Source organism: Granulicoccus phenolivorans DSM 17626 = NBRC 107789 = JCM 15570, from assembly GCF_000423085.1.
GTDB lineage: Bacteria > Actinomycetota > Actinomycetes > Propionibacteriales > Propionibacteriaceae > Granulicoccus > Granulicoccus phenolivorans.
On the sequence record NZ_AUHH01000016.1, the window covers coordinates 45,074 to 65,996 of the forward strand.

Below are 20,923 nucleotides of genomic sequence, written 5' to 3' on the forward strand. Positions count from 1 at the left end.
GCGCGGCCCGGGCGCCATTCGACAATCGGGCCCCGATTGGTCGGACTTGATCCGACGTGACAGAATGGCGGAGTTGCAGATGTTGACAGCACCGTCACCGTTTGCGCCCAAATACCGGGTCAGCACGACCGGTATGGAACTTCATCACTACGTCTACCGGCGAGAGGTTCTCTGTGACGCCCTCCTCTGAAGAACAGACCCAGGCCAAGGTGGCTGCCGCCGCCGTTCGCACCGGCCCGGTGACCGCGACTGCCGGAGCAACTGCTACCGCGTCCAGTTCTGCAGCAAAGAAGACCACCCGGAAGGCACCGGCCAAGAAGACCGCGGCCAAGAAGGCTCCGGCGAAGAAGGCGCCGGCCCGCAAGACCGCGGCCAAGAAGGCCGCTGCGGGGGCGCCGGGCCAGACCCGGGCCGATGTGATCGAGGGCCTGGCGAACGGGTCGGCCGAGGCCACCCTGGATGGCGACGAGATCGTGATCAAGAAGAAGCGCAGCCTCGACGACGTCGATGACACCAACTTCAAGCCCGAGGAGGCGGCGAAGGAGGAGAAGGAGCTCACCGAGGAGGAGCAGGGCTTCTCGCTGTCCGACGCCGATGACGGGGACGAGCCCGAGCAGCAGGTCATGGTGGCCGGCGCCACCGCCGACCCGGTCAAGGACTACCTGAAGCAGATCGGCAAGGTCGCGCTGCTGAACGCCGAGCAGGAGGTCGAGCTCGCCAAGCGCATCGAGGCCGGCCTGTTCGCCGAGGAACAGTTGCACGAGGTCACCCTGGTGAAGACCGCCGATGTCGGCGACTACGAGTGGATCATGGAGGACGGGCGACGCGCCAAGAACCATCTGCTCGAAGCCAACCTGCGCCTGGTGGTGTCGCTGGCCAAGCGCTACACCGGTCGCGGCATGCTCTTCCTGGACCTGATCCAGGAGGGCAACCTGGGCCTGATCCGCGCGGTGGAGAAGTTCGACTACACCAAGGGCTACAAGTTCTCCACCTACGCGACCTGGTGGATCAAGCAGGCGATCACCCGCGCGATGGCCGACCAGGCCCGCACCATCCGGATCCCGGTGCACATGGTCGAGGTCATCAACAAGCTGGCCCGCGTGCAGCGGCAGATGCTGCAGGATCTGGGCCGCGAACCCACGCCGGAGGAGCTGGCCAAGGAACTCGACATGACCCCGGAGAAGGTCGTCGAGGTGCAGAAGTACGGCCGCGAGCCGATCTCGCTGCACACCCCGCTCGGGGAGGACGGCGACTCCGAGTTCGGTGACCTGATCGAGGACTCCGAGGCGGTCGTTCCGGCGGATGCGGTGAGCTTCACCCTGCTGCAGGAGCAACTGCACGACGTGCTGGATACGCTGTCCGAACGCGAAGCGGGCGTGGTGTCGATGCGCTTCGGGCTCACCGACGGTCAGCCCAAGACGCTGGACGAGATCGGCAAGGTCTACGGCGTGACCCGGGAACGGATCCGGCAGATCGAGTCCAAGACCATGTCGAAGCTGCGGCACCCGTCGCGCTCGCAGGTGTTGCGCGACTACCTCGACTGAGCCGGCGATGACGGACGCGCCCCAGGTGCGGGTGCGGTCGACCGAACTGCTGTCCCAGGTGACCGGTCCCATCGGGATCAACCGCACCCAGGAGCGCTTCGGCTTCACCGCGACCGATCTCGGCACGATGTGGGACGCCGGTCCCGGCCCGGACGGGCGGGACCGGATCTTCGTGCTGTTCGGTGACACCTATGGGGAGGGCTGGGGCGGGCACGGTGCCGGCCCGGCCGATGCGGACTGGCGGACCAACGTCCTGCTGTCCTCGAGCACCCTCGACCTCGACCGCGACGGACTGGTGCTGGAAGCCGCGGTGAGTCGGGCCGGCGGCGGGGCCGCGCAACTGATCCGGCGCAGCCGGCTCAATCTGCTGCCGCGGGTGCCGTTTCCCGAGCACACCCTGATCCCGAATGCGGGGATCACCGTCGCCGGGGTGCACTACGTGCACTGGATGTCGATCCTGAAGTGGGGGTCCGGGGGGCGGTGGCGTACGTTTCAGGCGGGGATAGCGGCCTCCGCCGACGACGCGCAGACCTGGCGCAAACCGTTGCACGGCCGCTGGCCCAATCCGTTGGGCCGCAACCGCTTCCAGGTCGGTGCGTTCACCCGGACCGAGGAGCACGTCTACCTGTTCGGGACGACCAACGGCCGCTTCGGCCCGGCCTATCTGGCTCGCGTGGCCCCCGAGCGGGTCGAGTGGGTGGCCGACTACGAGTACTTCGACGGCGCGGGCTGGAGTCGGTCGCAGGCCGCGGCGGCACCGGTGATCGACGGTCCGGTGGGGGAGTTGTCGGTGGCCTTCCATCGCGGCCTCGGGTGCTGGCTGGCGGTCACGCTGGATGAGCCACGCGCCGCGATCGTGCTGCGCAGCGCGGCGCGGATCACCGGGCCGTGGAGTGAGCCGGAGGTGCTTGCCGCCGGGACCGACTACCCGGGGTTGTACGGCGGATTCATCCACCCGTGGCAGTTGGACGGCGATTCGCTGTACTGGTTGCTGTCGCAGTGGGGACCGTACAACGTCTTTCTGATGCGCAGCCGCCTGGGCCGCTGAGCCCGGATACGGATCGACCCCGTTCGCCGCAGCGAACGGGGTCGAATATCCGTACGGTCGGTTACCTTCAGCTGATCTTGGCTGTCTCGTCCTGGATCTTCAGGGCAACCTGCTTGATCTTGTCGCTGTGCTGGCGGCTGTGGTGAGCGCAGAACAGAAGCTCGCCACCCCCATCGAGGGTGACGCGTACATAGGCCTGGGCCCCACAACGATCGCAACGATCGGCAGTGGTCAGGCCATTTTCGATGACGGAAGTAGTCACGGCGCCCTCTTTCTTCGAATCGGTTCGTGCCCAGTCAACGCACCGGATCGGGGTTTTGTTCCGTCATCTGTGACGAATTCGGAAGCGCCCCGGGTTCCACTGCATCTCCTGTGCTCCACAGGCTACCCGGCCCGGACCAGGAAGCCAGGGCATTTTCGTCCGCTTTTCGGTGGGCGGCACGCACCGGGCCCGCCGGTGCCCGCGCCGCGTGGCCTGAGCGGAAGTGTCGGTGCCGCCGGATAACCTGCACGATGTGACTGATACCGCCCGCGCGCACACCGCCAAGAAGTCCGGCGGCCAGGACTACGAAGCCCGCCACCTGCTGGTGCTCGAGGGGCTCGAGGCCGTCCGCAAGCGTCCGGCGATGTACATCGGTTCCACCGACACCCGGGGGCTGATGCACTGCCTGTGGGAGATCATCGACAACTCCGTCGATGAGGCCCTGTCCGGGTTCGGCGACACCATCGAGGTAGTGCTCGGCGGGGACGGTTCGGTCACCGTACGCGACCACGGCCGGGGCATTCCGGTCGACATCGAGCCGCGGACCGGGCTCAGCGGGGTCGAGGTGGTGTTCACCAAACTGCATGCCGGCGGCAAGTTCGGGGCCGGTTCGTACAACGCCACCGGCGGCCTGCACGGCGTGGGCGCCTCGGTGGTGAACGCACTGTCGACCCGGCTCGATGTCGAGGTCGACCGGAACTCGGCGGTGTGGGGAATGTCGTTCAAACACGGCATCCCGGGAGTCTTCGACGGGCCCGGCCCGGATGCCGGCTTCACCCCCGGTGGACAGTTGACCAAGCTCCGCAAGGCGCAGCGCGGCTGGTCCGGTACGCGGGTGCGCTACTGGCCCGACCGGCAGATCTTCCTGCCCGATGCCGAGCTGAGCATGGATGCGCTGACCGCCCGGGCCCGGCAGACCAGTTTCCTGGTGCCGGGGCTGGGCATCGAGATCCGCGACGAACGCGGCGCCGAACCGGTGGTCGAGGAGCACCGGCACCTGGGGGGAATTTCCGAGTTCTGCGAGTTCCTGGCCCCCGACGAGGCGATCACCGAGGTGATCCGGCTGCAGGGCAGCGATTCGTTCACCGAAACGGTGCCGATGCTGGACGAGTCCGGCTCGTTGACGCCGACCGATGTCGAGCGCGAGCTCGGGGTCGACATTGCGCTGCGCTGGGGCAAGGGCTACGACACGGTGACCAAGTCGTTCGTGAACATCATCGCCACGCCCAAGGGCGGAACGCACGTCCAGGGGTACGACCGGGGCCTGACCCGGGCGATGGCCAAGGCGTTGGAGGGCACCCGGCTGCTCAAGTCGGGGGAGGAGGTCGTCAAGGACGACATTCTCGAAGGCCTGACCACCGTGGTCACCGTCCGGCTCGCCGAGCCCCAGTTCGAGGGGCAGACCAAGGAGGTCCTCGGGACGCCGGCGGCGCGCAACCTGGTCGGCCGGGTGGTCGAGCGGGAACTCGGCACCTTCTTGTCCAGCACCAAACAGGAGACCCGCAGCCAGGCCCGAACGGTGATGGAGAAGGTCGTCGAGGCCTCCCGGACGCGGGTGGCGGCCCGCCAGCACAAGGAGAATCAGCGGCGCAAGACCGCGCTGGAATCCTCGTCGATGCCGCCCAAGCTGAAGGACTGTCGCTCCAACGACGTCGAGAAGTGCGAACTGTTCATCGTGGAGGGTGACTCCGCTCTCGGCACCGCCGCCCGGGCGCGGAACTCGGAGTTCCAGGCACTGCTGCCGATCCGCGGCAAGATTCTCAATGTGCAGAAGGCCTCGGTCGCCGACATGTTGAAGAACGCCGAGTGCGCCTCGATCATCCAAGTGGTGGGGGCCGGGTCGGGGCGTACCTGTGAGGTGGACGCGGCACGCTACGGCAAGATCATTTTCATGGCCGACGCCGACTCCGACGGGGCGCACATCCGCTGTCTGCTGGCCACCCTGTTCTTCCGGTACATGCGGCCGCTGGTCGAGGCCGGCCGGATCTACACCGCGGTGCCGCCGCTGCATCGCTTCGAGTTGACCAACCCCAGGAAGGGGATGGAGAAGTACCTCTACACCTATTCCGACGCTGAATACCAGCGCAAGCTCGCCGAGCTGACCAAGCGCGGGATCAACTTCAAGGAGCCCCAGCGCTACAAGGGCCTGGGGGAGATGGACGCCGACCAGCTCGCCGAGACCACCATGGATCCGCGGCGTCGCTCGTTGCGCCGACTCACCGTCGATGAGTCGGTGGCGGCGGAGAAGACCTTCGAGATGCTGATGGGCAACGAGGTCGCCCCGCGCAAGGAGTTCATCATCGAGGGCGCGTATCAGATCGATCAGGAGCAGATCGACGTCTGATCCGCGCCCCCGAGGCCGGGCGGCCGCTCAGGCGGGGTGATAGCCCGCGTTGGTGGCGGCGTTGGCGTCGGCGAACCACACGTCGGGTTCGCGTTCCCAGTCGGCGTACGCGCCCTCCCGGAAGGACATCGTGTCCCACCAGCCGCGGACCGGGTGGCCCAGCGGCTGGGCCCGGTCGTGGATCGGGGCGGCGGAACCGACCCCGTACCCACCGTCGACGACCTCCGCCAGGGCGCTGATCCGCCGCCCCGGTGCGCTGTGGGTGGGCGTGGAGGAGTCGGTGCCGGCCTGGGCGGGAGTGTCGACTGCCGTCGGGGCGGGGGAGTCGACCGCCGTCGGTGCGGGGGAGTCGACCGCCGTCGGGGCGGGAGATTCGGTCGTCTCCGGGGTGCTGCGCGGGCCGCTGGGCGCCGAGGCGTTGTCGGCGAGGGCCGGCTGCGTCTGCTCCCGGGGCGCGGTCGGCTGTGCGGCTGACGGCGTGGTGGGCTGCGCGGACGCGGTGGGCTGTGCGGCTGCCGGCGTGATGGGCTGCGCGGACGCGGTGGGCTGTGCGGCCGGGGTGGAAGTGGTGGGCTGCGCGGCCGGGGTGGATGCGGTGGGCTGCGCGGCTGCGGTGGGCTGGGCGGGGTCGGTCGGCTGCGCCGATTCGCGGGCTGCCGCGGCGGCGGACGGGATGCTGACCGGTTCGGACGGTGAGGCGGCGCCGACCATGGCGTCGCTGGGTCCGGCGGCTGCGCCGCGGGCAGCATGCGTCGCGGGCTCGGTACCGGTTTCGGTGTCCGGACCCGACAGCTTGGCGTGGTGGGGGACCGGTTCGGTCTCCGCGCGGGCGTCGCCGATGACCGAGTCGCTGGTGGGACGCGCGCCACTGGCCGGCACAGTCGGGGCGGCAGCGGGCACGGTCGTGGTCGTATCCGCGGCACGTGCCTCGGTCGGGGTGCTGGTCGCGGCAGCCCGGTCCGCGGTGGGCGCGGTGGTGCTGTCGGCCGTGGACGCGTCGGTGCTGGTGGCCGGGGTCACCTTGTCGGCAGCGGGGACCTCGGTCTTACCGGCGGGCGCTGCCGCGTCCGCGGTGGTCGTCGGGGCAGCCGCGTCCGCGGTGGTGGTGCCGGCCGCAGCGGCCCGGCCTGCGGGGGCCGCGACGGGGGCCTCGGTGGTGGCGCTGCTCGCGGTGTCGACAGCGGGTTCCTCGGTCGTCCCGGCGGAAACCGCCTCGGGCGTACTGGCCGCAGCTGCTTCGGGGGTGGTGCCGGCGGTGGTCGCCGTCTCGCTCTCGGAGGTGGTGGTGGCCTGCTCGGCGGCGGCCTGCTCGGCGGCGGCCTGCTCGGCGGCAGCCTGCTCGGCGACCCCGGCCCGGGTGTGTCCGCGATAGTACTCGCGCAGTTGGTCTTCCTCGGCGGCCGAGATGTGCTCGCTGGCGCCGATGTCCGGGGCGTCCTTGACCACGTCCTTGGTCACCGTCAGGCGCAGCTCGGAGCCGGACAGGTCGATCCCGTCCAGCGGCACCAGCGCCTCCCGGCGGTGCCACAGACCGAACTTGACCGAGATCATCGAGGGTTGGCCGGAGGCGTCGTCGAGGTACAGTGTCCCGACCGGGCCGACTTTCTCCCCGTTCACGTCGAAGACCAGCGCCTTGGACAAACGGTCCAGATCGGCGGCGGTGGGTGTTGCGGAAACTGACTCTTCAGGGGTGGGTCGTTCGGTCATTACGTCTCCTCGATCGCAGGATCATGGCCAGGCGTGCCACGGTGCCTGCGCCACCCCGATCATGGCACCAAACCCTGCGCAAGCTCACTTCGGGGGCCCGCGCGGCGCCTCAGACTTTCGTCTCGACCTCGATCGAGCCGGTCAGGTACGTCACCGCCGACCCGGAGATCTCCACCCGGTCGGCATGCAGGACGCACCGCAGCGTGCCCGGACGCGCCGACAACTGCTGGGCGGTGAGGTCGGTGCGATCCAACCGCTCGGCCCAGTAGGGCGTCAACGTGGTGTGCGCGGACCCGGTGACCGGATCCTCGGGGACCCCCAGAGTGGGCGCGAAGAAGCGCGACACAAAGTCGGTGTTCCCCTCGCCCGGGGCGGTCACGATCACCGGCCGGCCCACCTGACGCAGCGCAGTCAGATCGGGGGTGAGCGACTGCAGGGTGGCCGAATCCGACACCACGCACAGCAGGTCCCGACGGCCCTGCCAGGTCTCCAGGACCGCGGTGCCCAAGGCGTCGGCCAGCCCCTCGGGAACCGGGAGCGGACGGATGCTGTCGGTGGGGAATTCCATCGTGTACGCGCCCTCGTGCCCGCGGACCAGCAGCCAGCCGCTCAGCGTCCAGAACTTCACCAGATCTGCCCCGGCGTGCTCCCCCGACAACAGCAGGTGCGCGGCAGCCAGCGTGGCGTGACCGCACAACTCCACCTCCTCGGCCGGGGTGAACCAGCGCAGGTGGTACGCCGGGCCGATATCGATCGAGTCGTCGACGTCGGCGGGGACCTCCCGGACCAGAAAGGCAGTCTCGGACAGGTTGTTCTCCGCGGCGATCGCCTGCAGGATCGAATCCGGGAGCCACTGCGGCAACTCCACCACCGCGGCCGGGTTTCCGGTGAACGTTCGGTCGGCGAAGGCATCGATCTGGTGGATCGGCAACTGCATGGCTCACTCCTGTGGGTGCGGCGCCCACTCTAGTGGCCCGTGCGACATCGAGTGGGCCGTGCGACCGCGGCAGCGGGGTGGTGAATATCTGGTGAACATTGCCGGCGCGGGCCGGGATCGGCGTCCGCGAAGGTGCCCGACCCGGGGCGGCGCGGATAGTTTGAGCCGGTGAGCGCAGCAGTGGAACAACGGCCCACCGGCCGGGCGACGAAATCGACGGTGGCGGCCTGGGCGATCTGGGACTGGGCCGGGCAGCCCTTCAACTCGGTGATGCTGACCTTCGTCTTCGGCCCCTACATCGCCGGTGCCGTCGCCGCGGACAAGGAGACCGGCCAGGCCGCGCTGTCCGGGGCCCAGACCATCGCCGGCATCATCGTCGCGATCCTGGCCCCGATGGTGGGCGTGTGGGCCGACCGGGTCCGGGACCGCCGGCTGGTGCTGTGGCTGTCCAATCTGGTGGTCATCGCTGCGGTCGCGGCCTGCTGGTTCGTCGAGCCGCAGCAGCGCTACCTGGCGCTGGGCGCCGGCCTGCTCGCGCTGGGGACGGTGTTCCAGGAGATCGGGTCGGTCTTCTACTTCGGCATGCTGCCGGGGCTCACCACCAAGCAGACGATCGGCCGGCTGTCCGGACTGGGGTGGGGTCTGGGCTACCTCTCCGGCGTGGTCTGCCTGGTCGTGGTCGTCTTCGGCTTCGTCGGCGAGGACAACCTGCTCGGGCTGTCGACCGCCAACGGGCTGAACTTCCGGGCCATCGCGCTGTTCTGCGCGGCCTGGATGCTCGTGTTCTCCATCCCGATGCTGCTGTGGGGGCCGGTGGCCGAGCCGTCCCGGCACACCGACCGGTTCAATCCGCTCACCGCCTACGTCGAGGTGGGCCGACAGATTCTGGACCTGTGGCGCCGGGCCCGGTCCACCCTGCAGTTCCTGATCGCCTCCGCGGTCTATCGGGACGGGCTGGCGGCGGTGTTCTCCCTGGCCGGGGTGCTGGCGACCACGGCGTACGGGTTCTCCGCCGACGAGGTCATCTACTTCGGGCTGGCGGCCAATGTCATCGCCGGGATCGGCGCCTGGGTCCTGGGGCAGGCCGATGACCGGCTGGGGCCCAAGCCGGTCATCGTCGGGTCGTTGGTGATCATGCTGATCGCCGGCACCGTGATCGTGCTGGTCCCCAGCAAACTCGTCTTCTGGGTCGGGGGCCTGGTCATCTCGTCCCTGGTCGGGGCGGTGCAGTCGGCCTCCCGCAGCCTGCTGGGCCGGGTGGCCCCGCCCGAGCATGTGAACACGATCTTCGGGCTCTACCAGACCATCGGCCGCGCCGCGAGCTTCATCGCGCCGGGCCTGATCTGGATCTTCACCGTCACGCTGGGCGTCCGCCTGGGGATCGTCGGCATCCTGCTGACCCTGGCCCTGGGGTTGGTCCTGGTGCTGTTCGTGCGGATCCCCGGCGTCACGACGCGGTCGCGGTGAGGCGTACCCGCCTGCGCCGGGGCGCTCAGATGATCTGCTTGAGCAGCCCCGAGTCGACGTCGTAGAGGAAGCCGCCCACCTCGGCGCGCCCGGCCAGCAGCGGGTGGGTCTTCAGCAACTGGACGTCGTAGTGCAGCCCGGCGGCCTGGTCCGGGGTGGAGCCGAGCACCATCCCGGAGATGTCGGTGCCGGTGGAGCGGAGCACGTTCTCCGCGATGCTCGCGTCGTCGCCCGAACCCATCGCGCAGCGGGTGTGCGGGATCACCATGATCCGCTGCACGTTCAGCAGATGTACGCCGAGCACCATACCGATCAGTACGTCCTGGGTGACCCGGCCGCCGGGGGAGCGCAGCATCTTGGCGTCGCCGAGCCGGAGCCCCAGCATGGCCAGCGGTTCGATCCGGGAGTCCATGCAGGTCACCAGCCCGATGCCCGCCCTGGCCACGCCGTCGAAGCCGGAGTCGGTGAAACCGTCGGCATAGCGCTGGTTGTTCTCGAGGATGTCCGCAAAGCTCATGTTCGGCAGTGTAGGACCCCCGCCGGGGGTCGAAAGTCCCGTTCCGAAGCCGTCAGTGCCCCAGCCCGGCGATCGCGCCGGGCACCGGAGCACCTGAACCGTCGCGGCGCGGATCCGGCTCCGGCAGCGCCAGCGGCTTCCCGTCCGCCGCGCAGGCGTACGCCGGGGCCGGCCCGACCCAGGCCCGGATCAGCGCCACCTCACCCTTCAGGAAGCGATGGCACCGCACCCCCGCGGTCGCCCGGCCCTTGCCCGGGTACTCGGCCAACCCGGTCACCTTGACCGAGCCGGCCTCGGTACCGGGCAGCGACGCATCGCCACCGGTCACCGTCACCACCACCGAATCCGCCGGTACGCCGGCCCCGAAGGCGACCACCCGCTGCGCGGCGGCCAGTTTGATCCCGGCCACCCCACCACCGGTACGCCCCTGCGGGCGGACCGCCGAGGCGGGGAAGTGCAGCAGCTGCGCATCGGAGGTGACGAAGCACAACTCGACCTCCTCGGACCGCAACTCCACGCAGCCGACCACCCGGTCCCCGTCGGCCAGCGTGATCACCGGCCAGGATTCCTTGCCCAGGATCTCCGGCTTCACCCGCTTCACCACCCCCTGCTCGGTACCGATCGCCAGCCCCGGGGTGTCCTCGTCGAAGGTGGTCAGGCACACCACTGTCTCGCCGCGGTCCAGGTCCAGCAGGGATTCCAGCTTCGTGCCGCCGTTCAGATTCGGGGCGTTCGCGGTCAGCGGGACCGTCGGCAGCTCCAGGGCATTGGTCCGGATCACCCGACCGGCGCTGGTGATCACCCCGAAATCGGCTCGCGCGGTGGTGGCGATCGCGGAGTTGACCACATCGTGTTTCGCCCGGGCGGTCCGCTCGGGCAGGTCCTCACCGGTGTCCACCCGCGCGATCAGGCCGGTCGCCGACAGCAGCACATGGCACGGGTCGTCGGCGATCTCCAGCGGTGCCGCACTGGCCACCGCGCCCGAGGACGCCAGCAGCACGGTCCGCCGCGGCGTCCCGAACTCCTTGGCGACCGCGGCCAGCTCGCTGTCGACGACCGCGCGCAGCTTCTCCTCCGACCCGATGATCTCGTCCAGTTCGGCGATGGTGCGGGCCAGTTCGTCGCGCTCGGATTCCAGTTCCAGCCGGGAGAACTTGGTCAGCCGCCGCAACTGCATGTCGAGGATGTAGTTGGCCTGGGTCTCGGTCAGCTCATAGATCTCCATCAACTGCCCTCGGGCCTCGGCGGCATCCTCCGAGCGCCGGATGATCGCGATCACCGCGTCGATGTCGAGGATGGCGATCAACAGGCCCTCGACCAGATGCAGCCGGGTCGCGGCCTTCTCCCGCCGGAACCGGGTCCGCCGCAGCACCACCTCGAGCCGGTGGGCCAGGAAGACCTCCAGCATTTCCTTCAGCGGCATCGTCCGCGGCTGCCCCTCGACCAGCGCGACCGCGTTGATCGAGAACGAGTCCTCCAACTTGGTGTGCTTGTACAACGCCTGCAGCACGGCCTCGGGATTGAACCCGTTCTTGATCTCGATCACCAGCCGGGTGCCGTGGGTCAGGTCCCCCAGGTCCTTCACGTCGGCGATCCCGGTGAGCTTCTTCGACTGCACCCCGGCCTTGATCTGATCGATGATCTTCTCCGGCCCGACCGCGTACGGCAGCTCGCTGACCACGATGCCCTTGCGGCGCGCGGAGACCTGTTCGATCTTGCTGGTCGCCCGGATCCGGAACGAGCCGCGGCCGGTGGCGTACGCGTCGGTGATCCCGTCCAGCCCGACGATCGTGCCGCCGGTGGGCAGATCCGGACCCGGGATGAACCGCATCAGCGCCGGCAGGTCCGCGGCGGGATGCTTCAGCAGATGCCGCAGCGCCTGGACCACCTCGCCGAGGTTGTGCGGGGCGATGTTGGTCGCCATCCCGACCGCGATCCCGGTCGCCCCGTTGACCAGCAGGTTCGGGAACGCGGCCGGCAGCACCGACGGTTCGGTCTCGTGGCCGTCGTAGTTGGGGCGGAAGTCAACGGTGTCCTCGTCGAGTTCGGCGGTCATCGCCAGCGCGGCCGGCGCCATCCGGCACTCGGTGTAGCGCATCGCCGCGGGCCCGGCGTCGGGGGAGCCGAAGTTGCCGTGCCCGTCGATCACCGGCAGCCGCATGCTCCACGACTGAGCCATCCGGACCAGGGCGTCATAGATCGCGGTATCGCCGTGCGGGTGATACAGACCCATCACCTGACCGACCACCCGGGCGCACTTCACGTACGCCCGGTCCGGCCGCAGGTTCATCTCGTCCATCCCGAACAGGATCCGCCGCTGCACCGGCTTCAATCCGTCCCGGGCGTCCGGCAGCGCCCGGGCATAGATCACCGAGTAGGCGTACTCCAGGAAGGACGTCTCCATCTCCGAGGAGACATCAATGTCGATGATGTTCTCGGTGAAGTCGTCGTCAACAGGAGTGGTGGGCGCCATGGGGATCTTCCGGGTCGTGGTTCTGCCGGGGGGTCGGGGGACGGCTCATCTTGGCACCTTCGACCCCGGGATGCCGATTGCGGGCTCCGGCGCGCCCGCGAAAACAACGGCTCAGCGGCGGCCCAGGGCCGCGCGGAGCTTGGGCAGCAGCCGGTACCCGTTGGGGGCCCGGACGACCGGCACCGCGGTCTCCACCGCCTCGATCTCGGCGAGGGTCTGGGTGGTGCCGTGGGCGAGCACCGACTCGGTGGCGCTCAGCTGGCGCAGTCCGATCACCCGGACCCGGTCCGGATGGGCCTCGGCGAACTCCCCGTACAGGGCCGGATCGTGCTGGCCGTCGTCGCCGATCAGAATCCACTTGATGTTCGGGAAATCCAGGGCCAGATCCCGCAGTGAGGTCTTCTTGTGCTCGGGGCCGGAGCGGAACCAGCCGGAGTTGGTCGGGCCCCAGTCGGTCAGCAGCAGCGGACCGCGCGGGAAATGGTGGTGGTTCAGGAACCGATTCAGGGTGGGAGCGGTGTTCCAGGCCCCGGTCGACAGGTAGATCACCGGGGCATCGGGGTGGTCGGCCATCAGGTCGGCGTACAGCTCGGACATGCCGGGGACCGCCTGCCGGGCGGACTCCTGCAGCACGAAGGTGTTCCACGCCGCGAGCAGGGGGCGCGGCAGAAAGGTGGTGATCACCGTGTCGTCGATGTCGCTGACCAGGCCCCAGTCCTCGTCGCCGGCGATGATCTTGATCGGGGTGGGGGTCGGATCGGTGTCCCCGCAGCGCAGCAGCGCGGTGTGCCAGCCGGGAGCCAGTCCGCTGACCGGCAGCCGCGTGTCGATGTAGCCGCTGCGGTCGGTGACCACCTCGAAACTCTGCCCGTCGATCTGTACCTCGACGGTGGCGTACGGGTGGGTGGGGGCGAAGAAATTGCGCCAGCCGCGCCGATCCAGCAGCGTGGTCGAACTGAGCGGATGATGCCCGGCACTGGTCTCGGAGACCAGCAGCACCCGTGCCATCACCCGGACGAACGTCGGCGACCCGTACCCGGTGTACCCGACCACCAGGTCGCTCCACCCGCGCTGCAGCGCGCAGCGGGCCAGACGTTGATTGATCCAGGACTCCATGCGGGCGGCAAAGAAGGGCTTCGACACAGGTGCCAACCTAACCGACCCCGCCACATCCGGGCCAAGCGGCCGAATGCGGGCAAGGCCCGGCGCGTCCCGGATGGTGGACGATAAGCTGTCGGATGTGACCAGCGACGATCAGGCACGGCCGAGCATCCCAGCGAATTATCCGGTGGGATGGGAAGCCGATGTGCTCCTGTCCGATGGTTCCACCGCGCACCTGCGGCCGATCCGGCCCGACGATGCCGACCGGCTGGTCGCCTTCTACGCCCGGGTGTCGCCGGAGTCGAAGTATCTGCGCTTCTTCGCCCCTTACCCCGAGCTCAGCGACGCCGATGTGAAGAAGTTCACCGAGGTGGACTACGACAACCGGGTCGCCCTGATCATCACCGTGGGCGACGACATGGTGGCGGTGGGTCGCTACGACCGGCTCAACGAATCCGACGCCGAGGTCGCCTTCCTGGTCCAGGACGACCAGCAGGGCCGCGGGCTGGGCCAGCTGCTGCTGGAGCACCTGGCCGAGACGGCCCGCGAACGGCACGTGAAGCGGTTCGTCGCCGAGATCCTGCCGCAGAACCGGCGGATGGTGAGTGTCTTCTCCGATGCCGGCTACACCGTGTCGCGGGAGTACGAGGACGGCATCATCGCCTGTGAGTTCGCGATCCTGCCGACGGAGTCCTCGGTGGAGGTGATGCAGCGCCGGGAGCACCGCGCCGAATCCACCTCGGTACGCCGGCTGCTGCACCCGCACCGGATCGCGGTGGTCGGCACCCATGACCGGGTCAACCTGATGGCCGACAACATCATCGGGGGCGGTTTCGCCGGTGCCATCTTCGGTGTCGCCACCGACGACGGGGTCGTCAGCTCGGTGCCCCAGGTCTCCTCGGTGAGCGCGATCGAGGGTGAGCTCGACCTGGTGATCAGTGCGGTGCCGATCCCCGACCTGGCGCCGCTGGTGATCGAGACCGCGGAGAAGAAGACCTTCGGCATGGTCGTGCTGCACGCCGGGGAGTTCGGCGGGGTGAACAACCAGAGCGTGGTCGCGCTGGCCCGCTCCTACGGCGTCCGCGCGCTCGGGCCGGACTCGCTGGGCCTGATCAACACCGACCCGACGGTGTCGCTGAACGCGTCGCCGGGACCGACCCCGCGACCGGGTGTGGTCGGGATGTTCTGCCAGTCCTCGGCGGTCGGGGTGATCCTGTTGTCCACCGCGCTGGAGCAGAACCTCGGTCTGGCCACCTTCATCTCCTCCGGTGTCTACGCCGATGTGACCAACAACGACGTGATGCAGTACTGGCAGGACGACGAGGCCACCAAGGTCTGCGTGCTGTCGCTGGACCGGATCGGCAACCCGCGCAAGTTCGCCCGGATCGTACGCCGGCTCGCCCAGCTCAAGCCGGTCGTGCTGTTCTCGCCGGGACGCTCCGAGCACGAGGTCCATCTGGGCGCCAGCAGCTCGCACCAGCGGGTCTCGGAGGAAGCGATCGACCAGGTGTTCGCGCAGTCGGGCGTGATCGTGTGCAACCGGCGCGACGCGCTGTTCGACGTGGCCCAGATCCTGGCCCGCCAGCCGCTGCCCAAGGGGGACCGGGTCCGGGTGATCACGAACTCCCCGACGCTGAGCACGCACATCCGCCGGGTCGGGACCCGGGCCGGCCTGGACTGCTCCGACCCGGTGAGTGTCCCCGGTCGCGCCACGCCCGAGGAGTTCGCCGCGGCGGTCCGGACCGCGCTGGCAGAGCCCGACGTGCACGCGGTCGTGTGCGCGGTGGTCGATCACCACAATCGGGGCACCGGCGGCGCCCGGCGCGCCCTGGCCGAGGTCGCCCGGACCTCCCAGAAGCCCCTGCTGGCGGTGTTCGCCGACTTCATCCACGTCGAGCTCGATGAGACCGGCGTCGACGGGCCGGGCCATCTACCGACCTACTCCAGCTACGCCGACGCGATCCAGGCGCTGGCCATGGTGCGCAACTATGCACGGTGGAAGGAGACCGATCGCGCCGAGCCGCCGCAGTTCGACCGCAACCTCTCCGGCGCCCACGACCTGCTCCGTCGCGTCTTCGACGACGCGCCGGCCGGCCGCCGGCTCAGCGACGCCGAGACCGCCGAACTGCTGGCCTGCTACGGGATCGACCTGGTGCCCCGCACCCGGGTGCACAGCCTGGCGGAGGCGCTGGCCGAGGCCGAACGGCAGAACTGGAACGTGATCCTCAAGGCCACCAACTCCCGGGTCCGCGGGCGGCCGGGATACTCGGCCTTCTCGGCCAATCTGGACTCCGCCGAGGAGGTCCGCTCGGCCTGGGAGAAGCTGGGCGAACTGGTCGCCGCCCTCGGCCTGGGCAGCGATGCCGCGGTCGCCGAACCGGTGATCCAGACCACTGTGCCCACCGGGACCCCGCTGGACATCCGGACCCGCGAGGACGCCTCCTTCGGCCCGATCGTGGCGCTGGGGCTGCAGGGCCTGGCCACCGAGATCCTGGGCGATCGGACCTTCCGCGTCCCCCCGCTGACCCGCGCCGACGCCAGGTCGATGCTGCTGGAACTGAAGTCGGCGCCGCTGCTGTGGGAGGAGGAGTACGCCGCCCCGAATCTGACCGCCGTGGTCGAACTGCTCTACCGGATCGCCCAGCTGGCCGACGATCTGCCGCAGGTCGCGAACTCGGTGCTCAGCCCGTGCCTGGCCTCGGCGAGCGGGGTCGCGGTGGTGGGTGCCACCATCGATGTCGTGCCGACCGCCGAGCACCGCGACGCGTACTTCCGCAGCCTGGAATAGCGCGCAGCCGGGGATAGCGCGGTGTCGGGGGCGAGCGGCAGAATGGCGCCGGTGACCCCCTCTCCCGCAGCCACGCCCAAGCCGTCCGGGCGCCGTCGTCGGATCGCCTTCCTCGCCTCGGCGTCGGCGCTGGTGGCGGCGTTCGCGGCGTCGTCCTCCCCGGTCCCGCTGTACAACTCCTACCGGGCCACCGCCGGGCTGACCAACGCCGACCTGTCGCTGACGGTGGTGGCGTACTTCCTGGGCACCCTGGCCGCCCTGCTGTGCCTGGGGCGGCTGTCGGACTATGTCGGCCGGCGCCCGGTGGGACTGGCCACGATGCTGATTCTGATCGCCGGCTGCGCGGTCCTGCTCAATGTGACCAGTGTGGTTCCGCTGGTGGTCGGCCGGATGCTGATGGGGGTCGCGGCGGGTCTGGCCTCCAGCGCGCTCACCGCGTACGCCGTCGACACCGCACCGCCGCATCCGGCCTGGTTGGGCTCGATGGTGTCCAGCCAGTCGCCGCTGCTGGGCCTCACCGTGGGATCGCTGCTGTCGGGGGCGCTGTACGAGTTCGCGCCCGCGCCGACGCAGACCATCTACGTGGTGATGATGATCGCCCTGGCCCTGTGTGCCGGCCTGCTGCTGGCCGGTGCGGAGACCCGGCCGCGCCGGCCCGGGGCGCTGGCCTCGCTGCGGCCACGGATCCGGCTCACCGAGCGGGCGAAACCGCTGATGCCGATCGTCAGTGTCGTCGCCGCGGCGACCTGGGCGCTGGGCAGCTACTACCAGGGTTTCGGGCCCTCGGTCACCGCCACCTATCTGGGCACCAGCAATGCCCTGGTGGTGGCGCTGGTGTTCGCTTCCTACATGGCGCCGAGCGTGGTGGCCGGTCCGTTGTCGGGTCGGATGCGACCGGCCCGGGCCCAGCGCCTGGGGATGGTGCTGTTCGCGGTCGGGACCTGCGGGTTGCTGGTCTCGCTGTGGCAGCAGCAGGTCGTCGCGTTCCTGCTGTTCGGGCTGGTGGCGGGGCTCGGCCAGGGGGTCGCGGCCAGCGCCGGGATCCGCGGCATCCTGTACGGCAGCCTCGCCCAGGACCGTTCCTCGCTGCTGTCGGCGGTCTATCTGGTCTCCTACGCCTCGGCGATGCTCGCCACGCTGATCGCCGGGCAGGTCTCGCGGGTGGCGTCCCTGCTGCAGCTGACCGTGGGCTATGCGGTGCTGGCCGTCGTGGCGATGACGGTCACCCTGATCTGGGCGCGGGACCCCGCACCGCTCACCGGGTCGGGAAACCCAAGCCGGGAAGTTGAAGCGTGAAACTCGTGGAACAATGAAGCAATGAGTTTCCTGTCCGGCCGGCCGAGCACCGATGAGTCCGCACCCCTGTGGACCGAGTTGCGCGGTGATCTGGCCAGTTGCGGCTACTTCCCCGAGTTGGTCGAGGACACCGTCAACCTCGGCGTGGGGGATGAGCCGCTGATCGAGTTCGTCGTGCATCACGAGCCGACGTTCAACCTGGACGAGATCCGCCGGCACCTGACCGTGCTGGCGTTGACCCCGACCCGCCTGGTGATCTCCCACACCGATGAGCAGCCCGCCGACGGGGAGCGCGGCGGCACCGGGCAGGGGGCCAGCTCCTGCGAGTCGATCGGGCTGGCCGGCATCAACACCGTCGCCCTCACCCGGGTCGTGTCCAGCCCGGAGAACTACCGCCGCGGCGACCCCGCCCAGGAGGCCTGGCTGTCGGTCTCCTGGGGCGCGATGCGCCGGATCGACTGGGAGCCGGCCACCTGCGCCGACCCCGACTGCGAGGCCGATCACGGGGTGACCGGGGCAATCACCCCCGATGACCTGACCGTGCGGATGTCGGCGACCGCCGACGGCGCGGAGCGGGTGGAGCGGCTGGTCCGCTTCGGCACCCTGCTGCAGCAGTACACCGGCCGGGGGACCACCCGCAGCCTGGGGAAGCGCTGATGCTGCCCGAACCGATGATCCTGCCGGCGTACGGGGAGAGCACGCTCGCCGACGTCGTCGGATCGATCGCGGCCCGGCTGGGCTGCGACGTCGCCCGGCCGCTGCCGGTGCCGGCGGGGGAGCGGTTCGTGCTGGTGCTGGTCGACGGGCTCGGCTGGCACCTGGTGGATTCGTACGCCGCGCACGCGCCCTACCTGGCGGGCCTGCTGCCGACCGCGACCCGGATCACCAGCGGCGTCCCCAGCACCACGGTCACCTCGCTGACCAGCCTGGGCACCGGCACCGAGCCCGGCCGGCACGGCATGGCCGGCTACACCTTCCGCAATCCGGCCGTGGACCAGATCTTCAGCCCGCTGCTGTGGAACAGTGCCACCCCGGCGACCGAGTTCCAGCCGCTGCCCGGCTGGTTCGAGCGGCTCGACGGCGGGATCGCGGTGACCTCGGTCTCGCTGGCGAAGTTCGCCGACTCCGGGCTCACCCTGGCCGCGCTGCGCGGGGGCAACTTCGTCGGCATCGAGGACGAACTCGACCACGACACCCGGATCACGGCGACGGTCACCGCCGCCACCGGCGCCCGGCAGACCCTGGTCTATTTCTACGAGCGGCTGCTCGACCACGACGGGCACGGCCAGGGCGTCGGTTCCGCGGAGTGGCTGGCGCAATTGCAGCGCATCGACACCATGCTGGCCGATCTGCGCGCCGCCCTGCCCGACGATGTCCGGGTCCTGATCACCGGCGACCACGGCATGCTGAACGTCCCCAGCCGCAACTTCCTCACCATTGAGGACGAGCCGGAACTGCGTACCGGGGTCCGGCTGATCGGCGGGGAGGGCCGCTTCCGGCAGCTCTATACCGCCCACCCGGCAGAGGTGGCCGCCCGCTGGGCCGACCGGCTCGGTGCGGACGCCTGGGTCCGTACCCGCGGGGATGCCATCGACGAGGGCTGGTTCGGCCCGATGGTGCCCCGGGTCGCCGATCGGTTCGGCGATGTGCTGGTTGCGATGCGTACCGACTGGGCCGCGCTGACCACCACGGTGCCCGGCGAGTTCGGGCTGGTCGGGATGCACGGTTCGCTGACCCCGCAGGAGATGTACGTTCCGCTGCTGATCGACTGAATCGGCGCGGTGCGCTGATCCAGCACGAGGTGGCGGTACGCGTCGGGCGGCGGTAGCTGGCAGGATGGGCCGGTGGCCGATCTGCTCTTCTTCACCGGACCGATGGACTGCGGGAAATCGACGCTCGCCCTGCAGATGGACTACACCCAGACCCTGGGCGGCCGGGCCGGGCTGCGCTTCACCCGGCAGGATCGTTCCGGGAAAGCGAAGATCACCTCCCGCCTGGGGCTGGCGGAGGAGGCGATCGAGGTCGACACCGACTTCGACTTCTGGAAACACCTGGTCCATGCGCTCACCAGTGGGGGCCGGGTGGACTACCTGATCTGCGATGAGGCCCAGTTCTACACCGCCGCACAGGTGGACCAGTTGGCCCGGATCGTGGATGAGTTGGAGATCGACGTGTTCGCGTACGGGATCCTCAGCGATTTCCGCTCCGAACTGTTCCCCGGCTCGAAGCGGCTGGTCGAACTGTGCGACCGGCTGGAAACCCTGCAGGTGCAGCCGCTGTGCTGGTGCGGTTCCCGCGGGACGCACAATGCTCGGCTGGTGGACGGGAAGATGGTCACCGAGGGGGAGCAGATCGCGGTCGGTGATACCCGTCCCGAACCCGAGAGCGAGTACGCCGGCACGCTGCTCGCCGGAACCCTGCTGGGAGCCGAGGCGGAGCCGAGCGGGCAGGTCACCTACGAGGTGCTGTGTCGTCGGCACCATCGGCGTCGGGTGACCAAGGCGATTGCCCAGGCGAATCTGAGCCCGGACCCGCTGCCGTTCGGGGGCACGATCAAACCGAAGCACCAGCGGCCCTGAGGGTGTGTCGGGCGGTCGCGGTCAGGGGGGCTTCGCGCGATGGTTCTGGGGGTGGTGGGCTTCGTGCGATGGTTCTGGGGGTGGTGGGCTTCGTGCGATGGATTCTGGGGGTGGTGGGCTTCGCGCGATGGTTCTGGGGGTGGTGGGCTTCGTGCGATGGATTCTGGGGGTGGTGGGCTTCGCGCGATGGTTTCTTGCGGTGGTGGGCTTCGCGCGATGGATTCTGGGGGCGGTGGGCTTCGCGCGACAGGTTGGTGCAGTCGGCGTCGGCCACGGTCATCTCGCGGGTGGTTGCAGCAATCGCTGGAAGCCCTATCCGTCGCTCCGAGTCCGGTGCTGTCGCCGCCCGGACCTCGTCCCGGCGGTGAGCCGCCGGTCACCGGGCGGTCCCGCTCGCGCCGCACCGCGCCGAGCCGTACGCCGGCCGGGAAGCCGACCCCGGGCCTCGCCGTCGCGGGGAGTTTCCCGGGTCAGATGGGGCTGTCGGCAGGGGCTCGGCGGCGTCGCCCGGCCCGGCACCGTTGCCGCGGGTGACCCCGCGTACGTTGGCATGGTCCAGCGACAGCCAAGCCCTCCCGCGTTGACTGGAGCAGTCGCGAAGTGACACTCGGAGGCGCTGGGTGGAGTTCGCTGTCGCGGGAGCGGTGGGCCTCGCAGTTGCTGTCGCGGGAGCGGTGGGCCTCGCAGTTCCTGTCGCGGGAAGGATCCGCGTGGTCGAATCTGTCGCGGGAAGGGCCCGTCCCCCTCGAATCTGTCGCGACAATCGCTCGGCCCTCGACGCTGTCCCGACCCCGACCCCGACCCCGACCCCCGGAGCCACCTTCCCCCGGCCCCACCCCCCCCACGAAGTCCGTCGAAAA

Annotated in this window: 15 protein-coding genes; 9 read left to right on the forward strand and 6 right to left on the reverse strand. The window is 69.7% G+C overall.

Going from position 1 to position 20,923, the window contains the following annotated elements:
* The first annotated feature begins 143 nt into the window (after positions 1 to 143).
* Complete coding sequence (locus G531_RS21355; RefSeq protein ID WP_373277304.1) at positions 144 to 1,544, forward strand: RNA polymerase sigma factor; 1,401 nt, start codon at positions 144 to 146, stop codon at positions 1,542 to 1,544.
* A 7-nt stretch (positions 1,545 to 1,551) separates the two neighbouring features.
* Positions 1,552 to 2,592 (forward strand): glycoside hydrolase family 183 protein, encoded by a 1,041-nt coding sequence (locus G531_RS0108180; RefSeq protein WP_035758329.1) that lies wholly within the window; start codon positions 1,552 to 1,554, stop codon positions 2,590 to 2,592.
* 67 nt (positions 2,593 to 2,659) lie between these two features.
* Here the strand turns inward: G531_RS0108180 and G531_RS0108185 are convergent, their stop codons facing one another.
* A complete protein-coding gene (locus G531_RS0108185) occupies positions 2,660 to 2,854 on the reverse strand; it encodes a DUF7455 domain-containing protein (protein WP_026926872.1) in 195 nt (64 codons plus the stop codon).
* Positions 2,855 to 3,107: 253 nt separating this feature from the next.
* On the opposite strand from G531_RS0108185, the gene G531_RS0108190 reads away from it, so the two are divergent.
* On the forward strand, positions 3,108 to 5,198 hold the full coding sequence (locus G531_RS0108190; protein ID WP_026926873.1) for a DNA gyrase/topoisomerase IV subunit B: 2,091 nt from the start codon (positions 3,108 to 3,110) through the stop codon (positions 5,196 to 5,198).
* Between the two features lie 27 nt (positions 5,199 to 5,225).
* Here the strand turns inward: G531_RS0108190 and G531_RS0108195 are convergent, their stop codons facing one another.
* Complete coding sequence (locus tag G531_RS0108195; RefSeq protein ID WP_026926874.1) at positions 5,226 to 6,905, reverse strand: PRC-barrel domain-containing protein; 1,680 nt, start codon at positions 6,903 to 6,905, stop codon at positions 5,226 to 5,228.
* Between the two features lie 109 nt (positions 6,906 to 7,014).
* The gene (locus G531_RS0108200) at positions 7,015 to 7,842 is read right to left on the reverse strand and encodes a PhzF family phenazine biosynthesis protein (RefSeq protein ID WP_026926875.1); all 828 of its coding nucleotides are present in this window, start codon (positions 7,840 to 7,842) and stop codon (positions 7,015 to 7,017) included.
* A 168-nt stretch (positions 7,843 to 8,010) separates the two neighbouring features.
* On the opposite strand from G531_RS0108200, the gene G531_RS21360 reads away from it, so the two are divergent.
* Positions 8,011 to 9,309 carry an MFS transporter gene (locus G531_RS21360; RefSeq protein ID WP_145978651.1) on the forward strand — a complete coding sequence of 433 codons (1,299 nt, stop codon included), beginning with the start codon at positions 8,011 to 8,013 and terminating at the stop codon, positions 9,307 to 9,309.
* Positions 9,310 to 9,334: 25 nt separating this feature from the next.
* Here G531_RS21360 and G531_RS0108210 read toward each other — a convergent pair whose 3' ends face one another.
* The 3 genes from G531_RS0108210 to G531_RS0108220 all read right to left on the reverse strand — a co-directional run bounded on the left by G531_RS0108210 (position 9,335) and on the right by G531_RS0108220 (position 13,415).
* On the reverse strand, positions 9,335 to 9,826 hold the full coding sequence (locus G531_RS0108210) for a beta-class carbonic anhydrase (protein WP_026926876.1): 492 nt from the start codon (positions 9,824 to 9,826) through the stop codon (positions 9,335 to 9,337).
* Positions 9,827 to 9,878: 52 nt separating this feature from the next.
* A complete protein-coding gene (locus G531_RS0108215) occupies positions 9,879 to 12,299 on the reverse strand; it encodes a DNA gyrase/topoisomerase IV subunit A (RefSeq protein WP_026926877.1) in 2,421 nt (806 codons plus the stop codon).
* 111 nt (positions 12,300 to 12,410) lie between these two features.
* Complete coding sequence (locus G531_RS0108220; RefSeq protein WP_035758354.1) at positions 12,411 to 13,415, reverse strand: App1 family protein phosphatidate phosphatase; 1,005 nt, start codon at positions 13,413 to 13,415, stop codon at positions 12,411 to 12,413.
* 172 nt (positions 13,416 to 13,587) lie between these two features.
* On the opposite strand from G531_RS0108220, the gene G531_RS0108225 reads away from it, so the two are divergent.
* The 5 genes from G531_RS0108225 to G531_RS0108245 all read left to right on the forward strand — a co-directional run bounded on the left by G531_RS0108225 (position 13,588) and on the right by G531_RS0108245 (position 20,063).
* Positions 13,588 to 16,188: a GNAT family N-acetyltransferase gene (locus G531_RS0108225; protein ID WP_162143157.1), complete on the forward strand. Its 2,601-nt coding sequence runs from the start codon at positions 13,588 to 13,590 to the stop codon at positions 16,186 to 16,188.
* A 51-nt stretch (positions 16,189 to 16,239) separates the two neighbouring features.
* Positions 16,240 to 17,484 carry an MFS transporter gene (locus G531_RS0108230; RefSeq protein WP_162143158.1) on the forward strand — a complete coding sequence of 415 codons (1,245 nt, stop codon included), beginning with the start codon at positions 16,240 to 16,242 and terminating at the stop codon, positions 17,482 to 17,484.
* A 21-nt stretch (positions 17,485 to 17,505) separates the two neighbouring features.
* Positions 17,506 to 18,141: a DUF5998 family protein gene (locus G531_RS21365; protein WP_081683953.1), complete on the forward strand. Its 636-nt coding sequence runs from the start codon at positions 17,506 to 17,508 to the stop codon at positions 18,139 to 18,141.
* Positions 18,141 to 19,256 (forward strand): alkaline phosphatase family protein, encoded by a 1,116-nt coding sequence (locus G531_RS0108240; protein ID WP_026926881.1) that lies wholly within the window; start codon positions 18,141 to 18,143, stop codon positions 19,254 to 19,256. Before G531_RS21365 ends, G531_RS0108240 begins: the two co-directional genes overlap by 1 nt.
* Before the next feature lie 102 nt (positions 19,257 to 19,358).
* The gene (locus tag G531_RS0108245; protein WP_245630465.1) at positions 19,359 to 20,063 is read left to right on the forward strand and encodes a thymidine kinase; all 705 of its coding nucleotides are present in this window, start codon (positions 19,359 to 19,361) and stop codon (positions 20,061 to 20,063) included.
* Positions 20,064 to 20,923 lie beyond the last annotated feature (860 nt).